The organism is Vibrio sp. R10-SG-ISO4, assembly GCF_059834135.1.
Window position 1 is genome coordinate 290205 of sequence record NZ_JCBDHJ010000002.1, and the last position, 17825, is coordinate 308029.

General features: G+C 48.7%; 13 protein-coding genes. 10 read left to right on the forward strand and 3 right to left on the reverse strand.

Annotated features, from left to right (window positions below):
- Positions 1 to 127: 127 nt before the first annotated feature.
- From ligA to AC6R03_RS02295, 3 genes are all read left to right on the forward strand, one after another.
- Positions 128 to 2140 carry an NAD-dependent DNA ligase LigA gene (gene ligA / locus AC6R03_RS02285; RefSeq protein WP_500630679.1) on the forward strand — a complete coding sequence of 671 codons (2013 nt, stop codon included), beginning with the start codon at positions 128 to 130 and terminating at the stop codon, positions 2138 to 2140.
- Positions 2141 to 2648: 508 nt separating this feature from the next.
- Complete coding sequence (locus AC6R03_RS02290) at positions 2649 to 3722, forward strand: porin (protein ID WP_500630678.1); 1074 nt, start codon at positions 2649 to 2651, stop codon at positions 3720 to 3722.
- A gap of 83 nt (positions 3723 to 3805) precedes the next feature.
- Complete coding sequence (locus tag AC6R03_RS02295) at positions 3806 to 4564, forward strand: DUF2057 family protein (protein ID WP_500630677.1); 759 nt, start codon at positions 3806 to 3808, stop codon at positions 4562 to 4564.
- Between the two features lie 89 nt (positions 4565 to 4653).
- On the opposite strand, the gene AC6R03_RS02300 is transcribed toward AC6R03_RS02295, so the two are convergent.
- Complete coding sequence (locus tag AC6R03_RS02300) at positions 4654 to 5508, reverse strand: co-chaperone YbbN (protein WP_500630676.1); 855 nt, start codon at positions 5506 to 5508, stop codon at positions 4654 to 4656.
- Positions 5509 to 5640: 132 nt separating this feature from the next.
- Positions 5641 to 6072, reverse strand: coding sequence for a type IV pilin protein (locus tag AC6R03_RS02305; protein WP_500630675.1), 432 nt, complete (start codon positions 6070 to 6072; stop codon positions 5641 to 5643).
- A gap of 102 nt (positions 6073 to 6174) precedes the next feature.
- On the opposite strand from AC6R03_RS02305, the gene AC6R03_RS02310 reads away from it, so the two are divergent.
- From AC6R03_RS02310 to tadA, 6 genes are all read left to right on the forward strand, one after another.
- The gene (locus AC6R03_RS02310) at positions 6175 to 6678 is read left to right on the forward strand and encodes a GspH/FimT family pseudopilin (RefSeq protein ID WP_500630699.1); all 504 of its coding nucleotides are present in this window, start codon (positions 6175 to 6177) and stop codon (positions 6676 to 6678) included.
- A complete protein-coding gene (locus AC6R03_RS02315) occupies positions 6659 to 7315 on the forward strand; it encodes a PilW family protein (RefSeq protein WP_500630674.1) in 657 nt (218 codons plus the stop codon). Before AC6R03_RS02310 ends, AC6R03_RS02315 begins: the two co-directional genes overlap by 20 nt.
- Entirely contained in the window at positions 7312 to 8550 is a 1239-nt protein-coding gene (locus tag AC6R03_RS02320) for a hypothetical protein (RefSeq protein WP_500630673.1), read from the forward strand. The genes AC6R03_RS02315 and AC6R03_RS02320 overlap by 4 nt, the downstream gene beginning before the upstream one ends.
- Complete coding sequence (locus tag AC6R03_RS02325) at positions 8540 to 8965, forward strand: type IV pilus modification PilV family protein (RefSeq protein WP_500626596.1); 426 nt, start codon at positions 8540 to 8542, stop codon at positions 8963 to 8965. Before AC6R03_RS02320 ends, AC6R03_RS02325 begins: the two co-directional genes overlap by 11 nt.
- A 266-nt stretch (positions 8966 to 9231) precedes the next feature.
- Positions 9232 to 10791, forward strand: a complete 1560-nt coding sequence (locus tag AC6R03_RS02330) for an AbgT family transporter (protein ID WP_500630672.1) — start codon at positions 9232 to 9234, stop codon at positions 10789 to 10791.
- A 194-nt stretch (positions 10792 to 10985) separates the two neighbouring features.
- Complete coding sequence (tadA, locus tag AC6R03_RS02335; RefSeq protein ID WP_500630671.1) at positions 10986 to 11513, forward strand: tRNA adenosine(34) deaminase TadA; 528 nt, start codon at positions 10986 to 10988, stop codon at positions 11511 to 11513.
- A 374-nt stretch (positions 11514 to 11887) separates the two neighbouring features.
- On the opposite strand, the gene mltF is transcribed toward tadA, so the two are convergent.
- On the reverse strand, positions 11888 to 13429 hold the full coding sequence (mltF, locus tag AC6R03_RS02340; RefSeq protein ID WP_500630669.1) for a membrane-bound lytic murein transglycosylase MltF: 1542 nt from the start codon (positions 13427 to 13429) through the stop codon (positions 11888 to 11890).
- A gap of 371 nt (positions 13430 to 13800) precedes the next feature.
- Here mltF and purL point away from each other — a divergent pair, with 371 nt between their 5' ends.
- A complete protein-coding gene (purL, locus tag AC6R03_RS02345) occupies positions 13801 to 17694 on the forward strand; it encodes a phosphoribosylformylglycinamidine synthase (RefSeq protein ID WP_500630668.1) in 3894 nt (1297 codons plus the stop codon).
- Positions 17695 to 17825: the final 131 nt, after the last annotated feature.

Consider the following 17825-nt stretch of genomic DNA (forward strand, 5'->3'; position numbering starts at 1 on the left):
CCATAAAGGCTCCTGATGCGGAGCCTTTTTCGTTTTACCTTATTTGCTTTAGAGTCACTGATTCATATTGGATTAAGATCAAAGGCAAAGGCCCTGCAAGTGGCCAAGATATAGAGCAGAGAGACTGATGTCCCAAGAAATCGAACAGAAAATTGAGGCCCTTCGTAGTGCGCTTCATCATCATGGCATTAAGTACTACGTAGAAGATAGCCCTGAAATCCCCGATGCAGAATACGATCGTATGATGCGTGAGCTTATAGAGCTAGAGCAACAGCACCCTCATTTGCGAACACCCGATTCGCCGAGCGCTCGGGTAGGGGGCATGGCCTTATCTCAGTTTGAGCCTGTGACTCACGAGATCCCAATGTTGTCGCTCGACAATGCGTTTGATGACAGCGAGTTAGATAGTTTCTATAAACGCATGACAGATAGACTGGCGGGCCAGAGCGTGGCTGCGTTTTGCTGTGAACCAAAACTGGATGGTTTAGCAGTCAGTTTGCTGTATGAAAATGGCGTGCTAACCCAAGCGGCGACGAGGGGTGACGGTGCGACGGGGGAAAACATCACCGACAACGTTCGAACCATCAAGGCGATTCCACTTAAACTGCGTGGTGAAGGTTGGCCTGCGCGTATTGAAGTTCGTGGTGAGGTGTTCATGCCCACCGCTGGTTTTGAACAGTTCAATGAGCAGGCGAAAGCCAAAGGGGAGAAAGTGTTTGTCAACCCGCGTAACGCGGCGGCAGGCAGTTTACGCCAGTTGGACTCTAAAATCACCGCGACTCGCCCTCTTAGTTTCTATGCCTACAGTGTCGGTGTGGTGCAAGGTGCGACCCTGTCTTCAAGTCACTACCAGCGCTTTATTCAACTTAAGGAGTGGGGCCTACCCATGTGCCCTGAGGTGCGTTTGGTAGAGAGCGTGGAAGAGGTGAAAGCTTACTATCAGGACATTCTCACTCGCCGCCAAACCTTGCCGTATGAAATCGACGGTGTGGTGATCAAGGTCGATGATGTGGCGCTTCAGCAGCAACTCGGTTTTGTCGCACGTGCGCCGCGCTGGGCGATCGCCTACAAGTTCCCGGCACAAGAAGAGATCACTGTGCTCAATGACGTTGAGTTCCAAGTCGGGCGGACGGGCGCGATAACACCCGTCGCAAAGCTTGAACCTGTGTTTGTTGGTGGCGTGACGGTGAGCAACGCTACTCTGCACAATGCTGACGAGATCGCGCGTCTTGGTGTCATGATTGGTGATCAGGTGGTGGTTCGCCGCGCTGGGGATGTGATTCCACAAATCGTCTCTGTGGTCGAAGCTAGCCGCCCTCTTGATGCAAAAGTGATCGAGTTTCCGAGTGCTTGCCCTGTGTGTCACTCTCATGTTGAGCGCGTGGAAGGCGAAGCGGTAACGCGCTGCAGTGGCGGATTGGTATGCCAGGCGCAGCGCAAAGAAGCCTTGAAGCATTTTGTCTCACGTAAGGCTTTGGACGTCGATGGACTTGGCGTCAAGGTGATTGAGCAGTTGGTTGACAAAGAGATGGTGACAACGCCTGCTGATCTGTTCAAGCTCTCTGCTGGTGTACTGACAGTGCTGGATCGCATGGGGCCTAAATCAGCGCAAAACGTGGTCGACGCACTGCAAAAATCGAAATCCACCACATTACCAAGATTCCTCTATTCACTGGGGATTAGAGAAGTGGGGGAAGCGACGGCTGCGAACCTAGCGATGCATTTTAAAACGCTACCCGCGATCAGCGAAGCCACCTTGGAACAGCTGATAGAAGTCCCAGATATTGGCCATATTGTCGCGAGTCACATCTTGGCGTTCTTCTCTGAGGAGAAAAATCAGCAAGTGGTCGAGGATTTGTTAGCGCAAGGGATACATTGGCCGGATATCGCTGAACGTGACGAGGATGCGCCCGCGCCTCTGGCCGGTAAAACAGTTGTGCTAACTGGGTCACTTTCTCAGTTGACACGCAGTGATGCAAAAGCGGCACTGCAAACGTTAGGCGCGAAAGTGACCGGCAGTGTGTCTAAAAATACCGATATTCTGTTTGCTGGTGAAAACGCAGGATCTAAGCTCGCCAAAGCACAAGATTTAGGTATCGAGATCAAAACAGAACAAGACTTACTTGATTTGATGAAATAACCTCGCACAGCCAAGCACCTCTTTATTGAAGCCCTTAGTGATTTCGCTAAGGGCTTTTTGTTTGTCTCGTATTATCTACCTTCCGCCGACTTCAATAATCGCAATAATTAGTCAGTGATCTTGTTCATAGTCTTATGTTCGAATCTTACAATGAAGATAATTTGCGAGTGATCTCACGCCTATTGATGTTGTTTTTCATTTAACTTGTTGATTTTGTTTAATTTTATTTTTTTCGACTGAAAAAACAAAAAATGAGAGGTGGATCTTGTCTATTAATGGAACTTTGCTATTGCTCATATTTTTTTAGAAAAAAATTAAGTTCCATTTGGATATTTTTAGTCGCGAAGTTAGCCTGAGTTCATGGATACACAGTGTGTATGCAGGAATAGAAAATCGGATGCGAAAGGTTTGCAGAGGGTTTTCAACATAGGAAATGATTTCTCCCTTCGGCGGCCAACTTAAGGTGAGAAAACAAAAGACAGCTATATCCATTTTTAGGAGTTTTTCCATGGACAAAATGTTTAAACGTTCACTCGTAGGTGCTGCAGTTGCTGCTGTAGCGATGTCAGGATCTGCAAATGCAGCGATTCAACTTGCGGGTGATGCCGTTCAGTTTTACGGTCAAGCTGCGGGTAACATTACTTTAATCGATGCTGGTGATACGACGAGCATTGGTACAGAAATCGAATCTCGTATTGGTTTCCGTGGTGTTGTTGAGTTTGATGACATTGCGCCAAACTTTATCTGGCAGATCGAAGGTGGGAATGCTAATAACGGTACGAACACTGGAGGCTTAGGTGCTCGTGATACTTATCTTGGTCTTGATTTTGAAGGTGTTGGTCAATTCAAGTATGGTCGTCAGCTCGTGGCAGCATACAACTACGTTGACTGGCCACACTCAAACCCTGGTTTAGGTAACGTCTTCGACTGGAACAATGACATTGATGGTGGTTATCAAGATCGCGCGGACAGCGTTCTTCGCTTTGATTCCGCAAATTTTGGTGGGTTTAACTTCCAAGCTACGTTAAGTGGAATGACCAAAGATACCGACCAAATGGTTTCAAGCATCGGTACCTCTTACTCAACAGAGAAGTTTAGTGTTCACGCAGGTTACTACCATCAAGGTTCTTACGAACAAGGTGTTGGTGAGCCGGAAAAGTTTACTGTTGACGGTAATGACAACGTTATCCTGAACCCTGAGTGGGTGGCATGGCGTGATAACGGTGGAGAAAATCAAAGAGAGACCGTTGAAAGTCGCAATTACGCAATTGTTGGTGGCTCGCTATTTTTGGGTGACTTGACACTAACTGGTGCATATAAAGCTATGGAAGTGGGAAGTGTAGGTCAGAATGCATACTCAGCGACAGCTCAATATGTTATTGATAGTAAGTACGTTTTAAAAGCTGGCTACGCGGCAACAGATGATGCAGATGGCACCACAGATACTGCTGACCAAGCAATTACTGCGAGATTTGGTTACTTGCTACCTAGTTCATACTGGTACATCGACTCACGCAACTATGAATTCGATGGTGGTGACTGGGCGCACCGAATCCTGTTAGGTATGGAATACTACTTCTAATCTCAAGTTGTTTTGAGTACAGTCTTTAACCATCGTTTGAAGAGCATTCTGTCTAGAATGCTCTTTTTACTAAGGAGATAAAAATGAAAGTAATGAAAGCGTTGTTGGTTGTTGGGTCTATGGTTGCTTCATTTGCTCCTAGGGCTGAGGTCACTGTGGATTTTCACTCGGATATCAACCCTGTCATGGTTGCAGGCGAAGAAATTCCTTATTCTTTTTTTTCAAAGTCGTCGTTCTCGCTTCCTGATGGTAAGAACCAAGTCGTTCTTAGAATGTCGAAATTGGTTGAGAAACTGGGAGAAAAGGAGAAATTCAACTCTAAAACGTTTGTGCTAACGTTTAGTTCAGAAAATGCTGTCCTATTTATCGAACCTGGCTCAAAAGTTGTGAGAGTTGAACAAGCGCAACGCTTTGATAAAAGTCCTAGTTTTATTATCTCTGATAAGAAGGGCAACCAATTAGCGCATGAGGTCGCCGAGTTACCGAATCTTGGTGGAATCAAAAGAGACTATGAAAAAGAACTAGCAAAGTTTAATGCTGAGTATTACCCGGATTTATTGACGTCAACCTTAGCCGTTACAGAAGTCAGCAGTGCTGCCAATATCAAAGTTGATGCTCACGCTAATGAAAACACCGAGCCTAATATGTTCAAATATTGGCTAGAACAAGCAAATCAAGAAGAAATCGAACAGTTTACTGATATTGCCTTGAGAGGCAGAAAAGACAATACAATAGTGATGCCTGAGTCGGCGAGTCAACCTGTTCAGATGTTAGGGTATTGGTATAACAAATCTAACAGTGAAGAAAGAAAACAGATACTGTCTCATTTAGTTGGCCTCTAAATCGCAACTCAAAATAAAATCGCACCTTATAGGTGCGATTTTTCGATGCTTTTTATAAAAATCAAAAATCAAAAATCAAAAATCAAAAATCAATACAACACCGAATACAATTGGCGGCGGTACTGACTGGCGATCGCGTTTCCTTGGCCTAATGCCGACAGGATATCCATAAAGATCTTTTTCAGATCACCGCCTTCGGTGTTGAGGTCTTTCTTAAGAAATGTCCAAAGTAGCGCAAGGGCTTCTTCATCGCGCTTAACTTGGTGGTAGCAAAGTGCCAATTCGGATGCCAATTTGGCGTTGCCTGGGTCATTCGCTAAGTCGGCTTCGAGAGATTGAATCTCTGGGCTGTTGGCGGATTGCTCATGCAACTCTAATTTTGCGACTAAGCCTTTGTAGTAGTTATCCTGATACTCAAGCGGAATATGGCTCAGCATGGCTTTTGCCTCATCAAACGCTTGGGTCTCGAGTAAGCAGTCTGCGATGGCGAGTTTCACCTCACCTTTTTGTTGCCACTCTTCACCAAGACTTTGAAGAATCGGCAGTGCTTGAGTGTACTGCTTTTGTTCAATCAGAGTCAGCGCTTCACTGAGCGCCAACTCTTCTTGGCTTGGCAAATGCTTGCTCAGCATGGCTTGAATCGCTTCAATACCCTGCGGGCCACCTAAGCCGTCGACGGCTTGACCATTCATAAACAGGGCAATGGTCGGGAGCGCTTGCACGCCAAATTGCGAGGCGATCATTTGCTCTTGTTCGCAATTGAGGAGCGCTAAGGTAAAGGCGCCGTTGTACTCCTGGGTTAGCGACTGAAGTTGCGGAATGATTTGCGCACTCTCATGGCTCATCGATGCCCAAAAGTGAATTAACACCGGCGTTTGCATTGAGCCTTCCAATACTTGTCGAAAGTTCTGCTCATTTAATTCAACGATATAGGGTGATTGCATGTGATCATTCCTTGCTGGTAGATGATGTTCGTAGTGGCGATGTCTATAGGCAACATATGGGCGAAAGCCAAAGAGTTCAAGCACGCAACGCGATTCTGTGCTCTTTATGCCTTTGAGTTGCAAACATTGCCCTTATTTCCAGCAGCTAGCGGGTGAGCGCAGACCCAACTGATTGAGTGTCAGCGCGGTGTAAGTTGCACCGCCACATGCATCGCTCGCTTGTGCGCCACTGGGCGTTGCCGTAATCGTATAGGAGGCGGCGCTCGCGACAATGCTGAGTGAGTAACGTGCTGTGTCGGACTCGCACACCGTACAGCTCGACCCTGACATAATCGATGATGCCAAGGTGAGGTAGCTGCCATCGTAACCTTTCTCAAGCGCGAGTTGGATGCGGCTCAAATCGGCTAATGCTGTAGTGCGATGCGCTTTTAAGCCATAGCTCTGCATCGCGGGATAGGCAATCATGGCCAATATCGTCACGATCGCAACTGCGATGAGTAGTTCGAGCAATGTCATGCCATGTAAGTGATTTTTTCGGTTGTTGCAGCGATTTTTTCGAATCATTTCTAATGCTTCCTCTTTGATTTATAAACTATTTTTATGGGCTGATAGCATGTGCGCAAGATAAAAATGGCATATGCGATGGTTTACATAATGAAATGGGAAATGACTCGCGGCTTTACCTTGCTTGAGCTGCTCTGCACGATAGTGGTGCTCGGAATTGTGCTTACGGTGGCCGCGCCGAGTTTTCAAACCATGAGTGCAAGCAATCAAATGAAGCGCGTCGCGGGTGAGCTAGAGCACTTTCTTGTTCAAGCGAAGTCGGAAGCGGTGTGGCGCAACCAAGATCTGTGGGCTCACATTGAATCCTCTGTCACTCCAAGCTTGCCCGGTCAGTGGCGACTGATACTCACAGACTCCGACACCTCGGGAGGAGCGCCCATTCTTTACCTTGATGGCGCAAGCTTTCGAGATGTGGTGATCCTTTCTAACTATACCTCTGATCAAATAAAATTCGATGGTGTGCGTGGCAAAGTGAAAGATGGCAATTTGGAGTTTTATATTGTCAATACCACCAATCAGAACTTGAAACTGAAAAGTGCTTATGGTGCAAGCCGAGTGATGATATGCGCAGTAGGAGGCGGTCATTATGGCTATGCGCAATGCTAAACCGAGGGGCAATTTTCAGCGCGGTGCGTCATTGGTCGAGTTGCTGATCGCATCGGCCCTTGGATTGATTGCCATCATGCTAGTGGGCAGCGTGTTTATTCGCAGCCAAGCGGTGGCAACCGAGCGAGGCAAAGCGTTGCTGTTAGCCCAAAACCTATCGACTGCGATGGCACAAATGAAAGAGGACATGCAGCGCGCAGGCTATGACGGTCTCACGGATACCTATCACCAGTTGTCAGGCGCTTCGGGTGTCATTCATACCCAGTCTTCACCGGAGTTGGTGGGGTATGTGTACCGCGTTGCCTCGTCTGGCGCGAGTGCGTTTCGCAACGTGGTCTACAAGCGTGAGCCAAGTTCATCCGGGACGCTCGGCCACTCGCTCAAAATCTGTGAGAAACACACGCCAGCGCCACTTTCTGTCAGTGACGCAACTGACTCTGGACTGCATGGAAACTGTTACAACGTTTTTGATCCAAAACAGATTTCCCTCACCGCGTTAACCGTCAACACAGAGACGATTCGAGGAGGCTCGACACGCAGCCAACAGGTCAATGTCATATTGCGCGCGCAGTTGTTGGGTGACACGAGCGTGACGTTCGACACTTCTTCGGTGACTTTGCAGAGGAATTGGCAATGAGTAGGTACAAACAGCGTGGGGTGGTGACTCTATTCGTCACATCGATTTTGTTGGTGATCGCACTGGTGATGGTGTTGGCTTCTTATCGACATGTATTTTACCAGATCAAGCGCTCACACAATGAAGTCAAAGCTAGACAAGCTCATTGGCGAGCAGAAGGTGGAATCGAGTGCGTCTATGCCTATTTAAAAGGAAGCCCAAACCTCGTGCCCGATTTGACGGCGCCGGGGCATGGGTTGCTCGATTCAATTTGCAAAGAGACGTTAGCGCTCGATGACTTGTACCTGCGGGCTTTAACCGCGTCCGATTATGTGATTGAGTCACAAGGGCCAACTCACGAACTTAAAAAGTCGTTTTATTGGGGCAGCATGACGGGGCTTGGCGCGATTCAAACTACCGCAGATCTGCGTATCCGTGGCAGTGCGGCGATCGCAGCCGATGCGCCTAAAAAGCCGAATGGAGAAGGCGAATATGAGTGCGTTGCGATTCGCTATAAACATCGTGTGACGTTTGAGTCACCCACAGGTGCTTCATTGAGCACCGAAGACCCTATGCCAAATGGCCCTTATCCTGGGTTCTCCGGTCACTGTGCCAGTAGCCACAAAACCTCGATCACTGAAGGAGGCAATACCACCGATGACCCAGACCTCTTTGCGCAGGATTATCTCAAAGACGACGATCTTGACCCGTTTTATAACTATTTTGGTGTCACCAAAACGACGTCAAACATCTCAAATATTAAAGCGGATTACTACGTAATCACGAATCCCGAAGTCTCGGACGGTCAGACTTGCCATCAACAACTGGCGGATGCTTTTGCCAGTTATGACAAAGTGTGGGTAGAAGGCCACTGCGTCCTCAGTGCGCCGCTCACTGTCACAGGGCCGCGTTCACTGGTCGTCGCCAATGGCATATTTGCGTCAACGGGTTCAGCCAGTTACTCCGGCTCGTTTTTTCATATGGTGGATCGTACCAGTCCCGCCTTTACCGATGAGAATTTGGCGAGCTACTGGTCTGAAGTGAGCTTTTTTAGCGCCATAGAAAGCCTGCTCTCCACCCACACCGTCTACTTCGACAATGGCGCGTTTCACCCAAAAGGGGGGATGCATTTCGATTCACCCAATGGTGAAGTGGTGCTCAATGGCTCGTACGACCTCGACTACTCGTCAGCCAATAGTCTCTACCAACGGCCGAAAACCCTAATGTGGAACAATGGAGGTTGGTATGCAAAATAGCCAGCGTGGTTTTAGTTTGGTGGAAGTAATGATTGCGTTTATTTTGATTGGTGTCGCCTCGTTGTCACTGATCAAGCTCCAAGCATACGTTGAGCAGCGCTCTGATTTTGCCGTCAAGAGTATTCAAGCACTCAATATCGCAGAAAGTCAGTTGGAGTGGTTTCGCAGTCGCGGCGCATCAGCGGCGTTGTCTAGCATACCTCCCGCCGATTTTACGAGCATAACCAGTGGCAGTGACGCGACCACATACGCTCCATTTACCGTGCGTTGGCAAACCAGTGAGCCGACTGCAACCTTATCCAACGCATTGAAAACCATCACAGTGACAACCGAATGGCGAGATAGGTTGGATGCCGCTCAAACCCTATCCGTGACCACTATGATGTCAAGCTACAGTGAGTTTACTAATGACTAAATGGCCCTCATGGATAGGTGGTGTTAATTGATAGGTAATCCAAATAAATTTCTAATTGGTGAACGAGTTGTGAGGTATTTGGTGGGTTTTTTGTGGTGTTTGTGTTGCACGTCTTTGACGTTTTTGCAAAACATGTCTCCAATTATGGAAAAAACCTTAGAATCTTGTGCTTTTTGTAAGCGGGTTTTATAGAATGCTTGGCTGATAATAGACCGTCAAAAAATATAACAAGGTCTAGGGCAACAACATCAAACTATGGAGTTACCATGAGTAACCAAGCAATCAATTCAGCGCCACCTGCTAAGCCGAGTGGGATGGATCGCTTTTTAAACTTTATCGAGCGCGCAGGCAACAAAATTCCTGATCCGGCGATCTTATTCTTTTGGGCATTGGTGATCACTTGGGCAGCATCAACGCTGTTGTCTAATGTGTCATTTGATCTGATCAATCCTCGTACAGGTGAGGCATTGGCGATCAACAACCTGTTGACGGGGGAGGCATTAGCCAGTTTCCTCGCGAATATGGTGACGACTTTCACCGGATTCGCACCTTTAGGTATCGTGCTTGTGGCGATGTTGGGTGTGGGTGTGGCTGACTCTTCTGGTTTCATCACCACAGGTCTTAAGAAGATGCTGAACTTCACGCCAGCAAAACTTCTGACGCCAATGCTGATTCTGGTTGCCATCGTGTCGCATACGGCGGCAGACGCGGGTTATGTTTTGGTTATTCCTCTCGGTGGTATTATTTTCCATGCCGCTGGCCGTCACCCACTTGCGGGTATCGCTGCTGCTTTTGCGGGTGTGTCAGGTGGTTTCTCTGCTAACTTTATCCCTTCTGGTATTGACCCTCTGTTAGCGGGTTTCACTCAAACTGCCGCACAGGTGCTTGATCCTCAATACGTCGTCAACCCACTGGCCAACATCTTCTTCACTGGGCTTTCATCAGTGATCATTGTTGCGATTGGTTGGTACGTGACAGAGAAAATCATCGAGCCTCGCCTAGCAAAAACACCGATTGATGACGATGCGGAGAAAGCCCCTGATCTCGGTTCATTTACAGAGCTGGAATCGAAAGCGTTTCGTTATGCCGGTTGGTCGATGATGGCGGGTATTGCACTGCTGATTGCAGCGATTATTCCGGAGTCTTCTGCACTGCGCTCACCAGAGGGTGAAATTACTGCGTTCTCAGCGCCGCTGATGAAGTCTATCGTGCCACTGATCTTTATTCTGTTTATCATCCCTGGTTACGTTTACGGTAAGGTTGCCGGTACGTTTAAGACCAGTAACGACGTTATTAAAGCGATGTCCGACACCATGGCGACCATGGGCGCGTACATTGTGATGTCGTTCTTCTGTGCTCAATTCCTTTCTGCTTTCGCACAATCGAACATCGGTACTATGTTGGCGTTGTACGGTGCAGAAGGCCTGAAAGCGATGAACCTACCGGGTGAAGCGACCATTATTGGTATGATTCTACTGACAGCCGCTGTGAACTTGTTGATTGGCTCTGCGTCGGCGAAATGGGCATTGATTGGTCCAATTCTTGTGCCAATGTTGATGGCTGTAGGCATCTCTCCTGAGCTGTCTCAAGCGGCGTACCGTGTTGGTGACTCAGTGTCTAACATCATTTCACCCTTGATGGTCTTCTTCCCATTGGTGGTGGTGTACTGTCAACGCTACGTGAAGTCGACGGGTATCGGTACTCTAGCATCGTTGATGATGCCATTCTCGATTGCGATGCTGATTGGCTGGTCTATCTTCTTGCTAGCGTACTGGGCTGTTGGCATTCCTCTTGGTATTCAAGCGCCTTACACTTACGTGATGTAAGCGCGGCGACTTGGTCTCACGATAAGCCAAGTCTCCTAAATTAAATATTTACGCCAGCGATCCCGCTGGCGTATTCTTTTCCACAACCCACAACCCACAACCCACAACCCACAACCCACAACCCACAACCCACTTCCCATTTCACCCACAAACCACTAGGATCAAGCCTCTTCATCACCATCGAGGATTCTCCTTTGTCTACCGACACATTTACCCCCCAAGATGAACACTTTATGCGTCTTGCGATGGAACAAGCCAAACTGGCTGAACAGCAAGGTGAAGTCCCCGTTGGCGCGGTGCTGGTCAAGGAGGGGAAGGTTATCGCGACAGGATGGAATCAGTCGATTGGTCAACACGATGCAACCGCACATGCGGAGATTCAAGTGTTGCGCCAAGCAGGGCAACAGCTTGGCAACTACCGCTTATTAGACACCACGTTATATGTCACGCTAGAGCCTTGCCCTATGTGTGCAGGAGCCCTGCTTCACAGCCGCGTTAAACGGATTGTGTTTGGCGCACCGGACTTAAAAGCGGGGGCTGCAGGTACGGTATTAAACTTGTTTGAACATCAAGCAGCGTACCATTACGCAGACGTCGAGCATGGATTGTTGGAGTCGGAGTGCCGAGAGCAGCTTCAGGCCTTTTTTCGCCGACGTAGAAAAGAGAAAAAAGCGGCCAAGCGAGCGTTAAAACATGACGATGCGTCAGAGTCGATGGAGTAGGTGGGGAGTTTTTAAGCAAACATCTTAAGTAAGATGTTTGCTCTGTAGGGTTTATGCACAAATGAGTTGCATAAATGCACGGTGACGTGCGATGACTTTCTTCTTGTTGTTGCTGATCATTCGCTTTCGGCGATTCGCTGATACAGTCTTGTTAAGGCGTTTTGACTGCAGTTTACGTCGACGCATAAAACAACCTCCTAGCTAATGTTAACGACAGACACTCATGTGTCACCTAAGGAAACTTTGTCCTAGGTGTCGATTCTTATAACCGTCCAATGTTACCGTTTTAAGAATGTTACGTGAGTGATTAGGCACAGGATAGAAATGGGCTTAGCGCGCGAGAGTTCGCGACGCTAAGCTCTGTGCTCGGCTTATTATTGATCGAGATGGCTGTCAGCGGAAGAGGTGCTTTCGATTTCTTGTTCGATGACGGCCTCGCCTTCCGGCTCTTCTTCATCTGGCAGTTCGATCACCACCAGATCGTCAACGGTCAAGTCCTCAATGCTGGACTCCTTCTGTTCAACGTGACCAATAATGCTCTGATAGTAGCGACGAATATTCTCCACATAGTTGCGTGCTTCATCACCCCGCGCGTAACCATAGCGAGTGGTACTGTAGTATTTCTTAAGGCGAAGCAGGGGCAGTCTGTCTTTGACATCTGACCAAGCATCGGGGTTGCCGCCTTGTTTTTTCGTCAGGCGGCGGGCGTCCATTACATGACCATAGCCGACATTGTACGACGCCAACGCAAACCAAATTTTCTCGTGGCTTTCGATGGTGTCTGGAATGCGCGCCACCATGCGCCGCAAATACTCAACGCCACCTCTTACCGATTGCTCTGGATCGAGTCGGTTGGTCACGCCCACACTTTTGGCTGTCGGCAGCGTCAGCATCATCATGCCACGAACCCCGGTTGGTGATTTGGCGCGAGGGTTCCAGTGTGATTCTTGATAAGCTAGTGCTGCGACCAATCGCCAATCAAACTCATCGGAGTATTTCTTAAACAGTGGCGACCACGTCGGTAGCGTGGAATCCAACGCGCGGATAAAGGCGCGGGTATCGACGTAATCAAAGCTGTCGATATGGCCGATGTATTTCTCTTCCAGTGAGGCGAGATGCCCGGATTGTTGTAGATGACCAAAGAACTCGATCAGCAATGCGTAGAGGCTTTCGTCTTGGCTGCGTCGTAAGAACCAGGAGATGGGCTGATCTTCGGTCAGCTCAAACGCCAGTGCCACATCGGGATAAATCCGCTGTGATAGCGAGATCTCGACCGAGTCTGCGACGGTAAATAGCAGTTCACCATCAGAGACCTGCTTGAGCAGGTCATTGACATCGACATTGGCGTCGACCTTATAGGTAAACTTCGGGTAGTCGATTTGAATCTCTCCTAACGTCGTATTGAAGTGAGAGTCACTGACAATACTTAAAACGGGCTTGCCATCGTTCTCTTCAATGAACTCGGCCTGTCGCTCAATCAACTGCTCTAGATTTCGTGGTCGCCACTGCCCTTTGCGATACACCAGTTGTTGACTGACGTAATAATAGGCGGGGGCAGGGCGAAAACGGCTCATGCGCTCAGGTGATTGACTGAGGCCCGCCGCGATAATATCGATCTCACCCTTTTCTAACGCTGGGTAGAGGCTCGAAATGCGATAGGCCGGTTTCATTTCCAATTGCACACCAAGCTCGTTGGCAAATTCACGGGCGATTTCGTAATCAAGGCCTGCCGGGCCATCAGGACCAATATAATAGGAGAGCTGGTTATTGAGGGTGCCAACGCGAAGCACTCCACGTTCGCGAATTTGGTCTAATTCGCTTTTCGGCTTAGATTCAATTTGGCATCCCGTCAAAAAAAGCGCAGAAAAAAGCAGCGCGCACAAGGCTTTCAGCGGGCTAAAGTCATACTTGTTCATTAAAGAGAGTCTCATACTTCCAGTAGGGCATTTATATCAAAGTGTCATCACAAGGCAAGAAACTATCGACGGCGAAGCCGCAGAGTTCAAAAAATCATCATGTTCACAGGCCAGGATGGCTCATGCTCTTCCGTACGGGGTGAGCTTGTGGACGGAACAGGAAACAAAGGCTTTGCGGCGATTGTGCTGGCGGTACGCCGATGAAAAAAATGACGCAAACGGTTGCGTTTGGTGTTACATCACAAAACCAATTGCTATATAATGCGCTCGCAAACGCAGAGGTGCGATTGGCATAGGTTTGAACTGTTTTTTATAACGTATTGAATTTATTCCAATATCATCTTAATTAATTGCATAAGAGACCTAAGCACATGAGAATTTTGCGTGGCTCCCCAGCTCTTTCTGAGTTTCGTGTTAACAAACTAGTAGAACTTTGTCGTGAACAAGACCTGCCTGTGACAGGTATTTACGCTGAGTTTATGCACTTTGCTGACCTTACCGCAGATCTGTCTGACGCTGAACTAGCAAAGCTAGAAAAGTTGTTGACCTACGGCCCAACGATCGAAGAGCACGCACCTGAAGGTCTTTTGTTGCTTGTGACTCCTCGTCCGGGCACCATCTCTCCTTGGTCTTCTAAATCCACCGACATTGCCCATAACTGTGGCCTTTCAAGCGTTAAGCGTCTAGAGCGTGGTACGGCATACTACATTGAATCATCGGTGGCGTTAAACGACGCACAAGTGGATGCGGTGAAAGCACTCATCCATGACCGCATGATGGAATCCGTATTTACTCAGCTTGATGCTGCCTCTGCACTGTTTAGCGTTGCTGAACCTAAGCCTGTTGCTCACGTTGATATTCTTGCGGGCGGTCGTCTTGCGCTTGAAGAGGCAAACGTTTCCTTGGGCTTGGCACTGGCGGAAGATGAAATTGACTACCTAGTAGAAAACTTCACTAAACTGGGTCGCAACCCGAACGACATCGAACTGATGATGTTTGCTCAAGCAAACTCAGAGCACTGTCGTCATAAAATCTTTAACGCAGACTGGACGATCGACGGTGTTGATCAAGAGAAGTCGCTGTTTAAGATGATCAAGAACACATTTGAAACGACACCTGATCATGTTTTGTCTGCTTACAAAGATAACGCAGCAGTCATGACGGGTTCAAAAGTAGGTCGTTTCTTCCCAGAACCTGATACTCGTCAATACACCTACCACCACGAAGACGCGCACATCCTAATGAAGGTTGAGACGCACAACCACCCAACCGCTATCTCGCCTTGGCCAGGTGCGTCTACCGGTTCTGGTGGTGAGATTCGTGACGAAGGTGCAACGGGTATTGGCGGCAAGCCTAAAGCCGGTCTGGTTGGTTTTACTACCTCTAACCTACGTATTCCAGGTTTTGAACAGCCATGGGAAACCGATTTTGGTAAGCCAGGTCGTATCGTTAACGCCCTTGATATCATGCTAGAAGGCCCTCTTGGTGGCGCGGCGTTCAACAACGAATTTGGTCGTCCAAACCTACTGGGTTACTTCCGTACTTACGAAGAGAAAGTGACCTCTCATGCGGGTGAAGAGATCCGTGGTTACCACAAGCCAATCATGATTGCTGGTGGTATGGGTAATATCCGTGACGAGCACGTTCAGAAGAAAGAGATCCCTGTGGGTGCAAAACTCATCGTACTGGGTGGTCCTGCGATGAACATTGGTCTTGGCGGTGGTGCGGCCTCTTCAATGGCGTCAGGTCAGTCTGCGGAAGATCTTGACTTTGCTTCTGTACAGCGTGAAAACCCAGAGATGGAGCGTCGTTGTCAGGAAGTGATCGACCGTTGTTGGCAGCTTGGTGAGAGCAACCCAATCGCGTTTATCCACGATGTGGGTGCAGGCGGTATCTCAAATGCACTACCAGAGCTGTGTGATGATGGCGAACGTGGTGGTTTATTCCAGCTACGCGACGTACCAAACGACGAGCTGAGCATGAGCCCACTTGAGATCTGGTGTAACGAATCTCAAGAGCGTTACGTAATGGCAGTGGCGCCAGAGAATATGGAAGTATTCGATGCCATCTGTAAGCGTGAACGTGCGCCTTACGCGGTGGTCGGTGTGGCTACTGAAGAGCGTCATCTAACACTAGAAGATTCTCACTTCGACAACACGCCAATCGATATGCCAATGGACATCTTGTTGGGTAAAACGCCGAAGATGCACCGTGATGCGAAAACACTTAAAGTCGATAGCCCAGCGATTGAACGCGATGGCATCGAAATTAACGAAGCGGTTGATCGCGTTCTACGCCTACCAACAGTGGCAGAGAAAACCTTCCTGATCACTATCGGTGACCGCTCGGTAACTGGTCTTGTTGCGCGTGACCAGATGGTTGGTCCTTGGCAGGTTCCAGTGGCAAACTGCGCGGTAACCGCAGCAAGCTACGACTCTTACCACGGTGAAGCGATGTCTATGGGTGAGCGCACACCAGTGGCTCTTCTCGACTTTGGTGCATCAGCACGTCTAGCAGTAGGTGAGTCTCTAACAAACATTGCAGCGACAGATATCGGTGATATCAAGCGCATTAAACTGTCAGCGAACTGGATGTCTCCAGCAGGTCACCCAGGTGAAGATGCCGGTCTTTACGAAGCAGTGAAAGCCGTCGGTGAAGAGCTATGTCCAGCGCTAGGTCTTACTATCCCGGTGGGTAAAGATTCCATGTCGATGAAGACTAAATGGGAAGATAATGGTGAAAGCAAAGAGGTGACCTCACCACTTTCATTGGTGATCACCGCATTTGGTCGTGTTGAAGATGTTCGTAAGACAGTAACGCCTCAGCTACATACTGACAAAGGCGAGACGTCACTGGTTCTTGTTGACCTTGGTAACGGTAAGAACCGTCTAGGCGCGACAGCACTCGCACAGGTTTACAAACAACTGGGTGATAAGCCTGCGGACGTGGATAACGCACATCAGCTAAAAGGCTTCTTTGACGCCATGCAAACGCTAGTTCGTGATGACAAGCTGGTGGCTTACCACGATAAAGGGGATGGCGGTCTGTTCGTGACCTTGGCAGAGATGACCTTTGCGGGTCACTGTGGCGTGAAAGCGGACATCGCAAACCTAGGCGACGATGCGCTTGCCGCGCTATTTAACGAAGAGCTCGGTGCGGTTGTTCAGGTGAAGAACGATGACTTAGACGCAGTGAAAGCGGTATTGGCAGCCAACGGCCTAGAGGCATGTTCTCACGTTATTGGTTCAGTAGAAGCAACAGACAGCTTTGTTATCACCGCGGGTGAGACGGTTATCCTTGAGCGCTCTCGTACAGAACTTCGTACTATCTGGGCTGAGACCACACATAAGATGCAAAGTCTACGTGATAACCCTGCCTGTGCTGACCAAGAGTTTGAAGCGAAGAAAGACAACTCTGATCCAGGTCTGAACGTTAATCTAAGCTTTGATGTCAACGAAGATGTTGCTGCGCCTTACATCGCAAAAGGTGCGAAGCCGAAAATGGCTATCTTGCGTGAGCAGGGCGTCAACTCTCACGTTGAAATGGCAGCGGCATTTGACCGTGCTGGCTTTGAAGCGACCGACATCCACATGAGCGACATCCTAACGGGTCAGGCAGCGTTGGATGAATACCAAGGTCTTGTGGCGTGTGGCGGCTTCTCTTACGGTGACGTGCTAGGTGCTGGTGAAGGTTGGGCGAAGTCTATCCTATTCAACCCACAAGCACGTGAGCAGTTCCAAAGCTTCTTCAACCGTGACGATACCTTCTCTCTTGGTGTGTGTAACGGCTGTCAGATGCTATCGAACCTGAAAGAGCTGATCCCTGGCGCTGATTTGTGGCCACGTTTTGTTCGCAACGAATCTGAGCGTTTTGAAGCACGCTTTAGCCTAGTGGAAGTACAGAAATCGGATTCTGTGTTCTTCGATGGTATGGCTGGCTCTAGTATGCCTATCGCGGTTTCTCACGGCGAAGGTCGCGTGGAAGTACGTGATGCAGACCACCTAGCGGCGATTGAAGCGTCTGGCACGGTTGCAGTGCGTTACGTTGATAACCACGGTAACCCAACACAGCAATACCCGAACAACCCGAACGGTTCACCAAATGCGATTACCGGTCTTACCACACAAGACGGTCGTGTGACCATTATGATGCCACACCCTGAGCGTGTATTCCGCACGGTTGCCAACTCATGGGCACCAGAAGGTTGGGGTGAAAACGGCGCTTGGATGCGTATGTTCCAAAACGCTCGTAAGAACATCGGCTAAGCCTGATTAATCGAGTCAAAAGCGTAGCGTGAATTCGCTGCGCTTTTTTATTTTTGGCGAAATGTGTTTTTAGCGAAAAAACTACTAGCCAGCGATGCTTTTTTAAGCTCTAATAGCGCACTTTTTTGCGA

Bases quoted from the DNA above. Each gene is read 5' to 3' on its own strand.
- AC6R03_RS02305 (WP_500630675.1), bottom strand. From the start codon at position 6,072: ATGATTCGAAAAAATCGCTGCAACAACCGAAAAAATCACTTACATGGC.
- AC6R03_RS02320 (WP_500630673.1), top strand. From the start codon at position 7,312: ATGAGTAGGTACAAACAGCGTGGGGTGGTGACTCTATTCGTCACATCG.
- AC6R03_RS02290 (WP_500630678.1), top strand. From the start codon at position 2,649: ATGGACAAAATGTTTAAACGTTCACTCGTAGGTGCTGCAGTTGCTGCT.
- AC6R03_RS02325 (WP_500626596.1), top strand. From the start codon at position 8,540: ATGCAAAATAGCCAGCGTGGTTTTAGTTTGGTGGAAGTAATGATTGCG.
- AC6R03_RS02330 (WP_500630672.1), top strand. From the start codon at position 9,232: ATGAGTAACCAAGCAATCAATTCAGCGCCACCTGCTAAGCCGAGTGGG.
- ligA (WP_500630679.1), top strand. From the start codon at position 128: ATGTCCCAAGAAATCGAACAGAAAATTGAGGCCCTTCGTAGTGCGCTT.
- AC6R03_RS02310 (WP_500630699.1), top strand. From the start codon at position 6,175: ATGACTCGCGGCTTTACCTTGCTTGAGCTGCTCTGCACGATAGTGGTG.
- AC6R03_RS02315 (WP_500630674.1), top strand. From the start codon at position 6,659: ATGGCTATGCGCAATGCTAAACCGAGGGGCAATTTTCAGCGCGGTGCG.
- purL (WP_500630668.1), top strand. From the start codon at position 13,801: ATGAGAATTTTGCGTGGCTCCCCAGCTCTTTCTGAGTTTCGTGTTAAC.
- mltF (WP_500630669.1), bottom strand. From the start codon at position 13,429: ATGAACAAGTATGACTTTAGCCCGCTGAAAGCCTTGTGCGCGCTGCTT.
- AC6R03_RS02300 (WP_500630676.1), bottom strand. From the start codon at position 5,508: ATGCAATCACCCTATATCGTTGAATTAAATGAGCAGAACTTTCGACAA.
- AC6R03_RS02295 (WP_500630677.1), top strand. From the start codon at position 3,806: ATGAAAGTAATGAAAGCGTTGTTGGTTGTTGGGTCTATGGTTGCTTCA.